This is a genomic window from Salipaludibacillus aurantiacus (genome assembly GCF_900111295.1).
GTDB lineage: Bacteria > Bacillota > Bacilli > Bacillales > Salisediminibacteriaceae > Salipaludibacillus > Salipaludibacillus aurantiacus.
This window is the reverse complement of record NZ_FOGT01000034.1, coordinates 2,013-5,099: the sequence shown is the minus strand read 5'-3', so window position 1 is coordinate 5,099 and position 3,087 is coordinate 2,013. Positions and strand designations below refer to the sequence as shown.

Sequence of the window (3,087 nt, the reverse complement as noted above, 5' to 3'; positions counted from 1 at the left end):
TTTTGGTTAAGCCCTCGATCGATTAGTATCTCTCAGCTCCACATGTCGCCATGCGTCCACCCGAGACCTATCAACCTCATCTTCTCTGAGGGATCTTACTCACATAAAGTGATGGGAAATCTCATCTTGAGGGGGGCTTCATGCTTAGATGCTTTCAGCACTTATCCCTTCCACACGTAGCTACCCAGCGATGCTCCTGGCGGAACAACTGGTACACCAGCGGTGTGTCCATCCCGGTCCTCTCGTACTAAGGACAGCTCCTCTCAAATTTCCTGCGCCCGCGACGGATAGGGACCGAACTGTCTCACGACGTTCTGAACCCAGCTCGCGTGCCGCTTTAATGGGCGAACAGCCCAACCCTTGGGACCTACTTCAGCCCCAGGATGCGACGAGCCGACATCGAGGTGCCAAACCTCCCCGTCGATGTGGACTCTTGGGAGAGATTAGCCTGTTATCCCCAGGGTAGCTTTTATCCGTTGAGCGACGGCCCTTCCATACGGTGCCGCCGGATCACTAAGCCCGACTTTCGTCCCTGCTCGACCTGTATGTCTCGCAGTCAAGCTCCCTTATGCCTTTGCACTCTGCGAATGATTTCCAACCATTCTGAGGGAACCTTTGGGCGCCTCCGTTACCTTTTAGGAGGCGACCGCCCCAGTCAAACTGCCCACCTGACACTGTCCCTGAACCGGATCACGGCTCGAGGTTAGAATTTCAGTACAGCAAGGGTAGTATCCCACCAGTGCCTCCACCGAAGCTGGCGCTCCGGCTTCCAAGGCTCCTACCTATCCTGTACAAGCTGTACCAAAATCCAATATCAAGCTACAGTAAAGCTCCATGGGGTCTTTCCGTCCTGTCGCGGGTAACCTGCATCTTCACAGGTAATATAATTTCACCGGGTCTCTCGTTGAGACAGTGCCCAAATCGTTGCACCTTTCGTGCGGGTCGGAACTTACCCGACAAGGAATTTCGCTACCTTAGGACCGTTATAGTTACGGCCGCCGTTTACTGGGGCTTCAATTCAGAGCTTCTCCCGTAAGGGATAACCCCTCCTCTTAACCTTCCAGCACCGGGCAGGTGTCAGCCCCTATACTTCGCCTTGCGGCTTCGCAGAGACCTGTGTTTTTGATAAACAGTCGTTTGGGCCTGTTCACTGCGGCTCCCCCGGGCTATTCACCCCAGGGAGCACTCCTTCTCCCGAAGTTACGGAGTCATTTTGCCGAGTTCCTTAACGAGAGTTCTCCCGCGCGTCTTAGAATTCTCTTCCCGCCTACCTGTGTCGGTTTGCGGTACGGGCACCAGCTTCCTCGCTAGAGGCTTTTCTTGGCAGTGTAGGATCGGGAACTTCGCTACTAAAATTTCACTCGCGATCACAGCTCAACCTTATGGCAAGCGGATTTGCCTGCTTGCCAGTCTCACTGCTTCGACGCACATATCCAACAGTGCGCTTACCCTACCTTCCTGCGTCCCCCCTTCACTCAAATGGAAACGTGGTGGTACAGGAATATCAACCTGTTTGCCATCGCCTACGCCTTTCGGCCTCGGCTTAGGTCCCGACTGACCCTGAGCGGACGAGCCTTCCTCAGGAAACCTTAGGCTTTCGACGGAGGGGATTCTCACCCCTCTTTTCGCTACTCATACCGGCATTCTCACTTCCAAGCGCTCCACATGTCCTTGCGATCATGCTTCAACGCCCTTGGAACGCTCCCCTACCACAGACACCATCGGTGTCCATCCATAGCTTCGGTGATACGTTTAGCCCCGGTACATTTTCGGCGCAGAGTCACTCGACCAGTGAGCTATTACGCACTCTTTCAATGATGGCTGCTTCTAAGCCAACATCCTGGTTGTCTAAGCAACTCCACATCCTTTTCCACTTAACGTATACTTGGGGACCTTAGCTGATGGTCTGGGCTGTTTCCCTCTTGACTACGGATCTTAGCACTCGCAGTCTGACTCCCGAGGATAAGTGATTGGCATTCGGAGTTTGACTGAATTCGGTAATCCTGTAGGGACCCCTAGTCCAATCAGTGCTCTACCTCCAACACTCTTCCCTCGAGGCTAGCCCTAAAGCTATTTCGGGGAGAACCAGCTATTTCCGAGTTCGATTGGCATTTCACCCCTACCCACACCTCATCCCCGCACTTTTCAACGTGCGTGGGTTCGGGCCTCCATCCAGTGTTACCTGGACTTCACCCTGGACATGGGTAGATCACCCGGTTTCGGGTCTACAACCACGTACTTTGACGCCCTGTTCAGACTCGCTTTCGCTGCGGCTCCGTCTTTTCGACTTAACCTTGCACGGGATCGTAACTCGCCGGTTCATTCTACAAAAGGCACGCTGTCACCCATTAACGGGCTCCAACTACTTGTAGGCACACGGTTTCAAGATCTCTTTCACTCCCCTCCCGGGGTGCTTTTCACCTTTCCCTCACGGTACTGGTTCACTATCGGTCACTAGGGAGTATTTAGCCTTGGGAGATGGTCCTCCCGGATTCCGACGGGGTTTCACGTGTCCCGCCGTACTCAGGATCCACTCCGGAGGAGTCAGCGTTTCGGCTACAGGGCTTTTACCTTGTCCCGCGGACCTTTCCAGGTCGCTTCACCTACGCTGACTCTTTGTAACTCCGTATGGAGTGTCCTACAACCCCAGAAGGCAAGCCTTCTGGTTTGGGCTGTTTCCGTTTCGCTCGCCGCTACTCAGGAAATCGCATTTGCTTTCTCTTCCTCTGGGTACTAAGATGTTTCAGTTCCCCAGGTCTGCCTTCTCACACCCTATGGATTCAGGTGTGGATACCGCCTCATTACAGGCGGCGGGTTCCCCCATTCGGAAATCTCCGGATCAAAGCTTACTTACAGCTCCCCGGAGCATATCGGTGTTCGTCCCGTCCTTCATCGGCTCCTAGTGCCAAGGTATTCACCGTGCGCCCTTTCTAGCTTAACCATTTAAACTTAATTGTTTAATGGACGTCTTTCTTGGCCTTCTTCTAAGACACTCGGTTCACTCATCATCTGAACAGTGTTCAAACCATGTGTCAAACCGGTGATTTATTCATCAGTCTTTCGTTATCCAGTTTTCAAAGGTCAAAT

General features: G+C 53.2%; 1 rRNA gene. It reads right to left on the bottom strand.

Features of this window, described 5'->3' with window-relative positions:
• Positions 1-2: 2 nt before the first annotated feature.
• Positions 3-2,941 (bottom strand): 23S ribosomal RNA (locus BMW59_RS21185).
• Positions 2,942-3,087 lie beyond the last annotated feature (146 nt).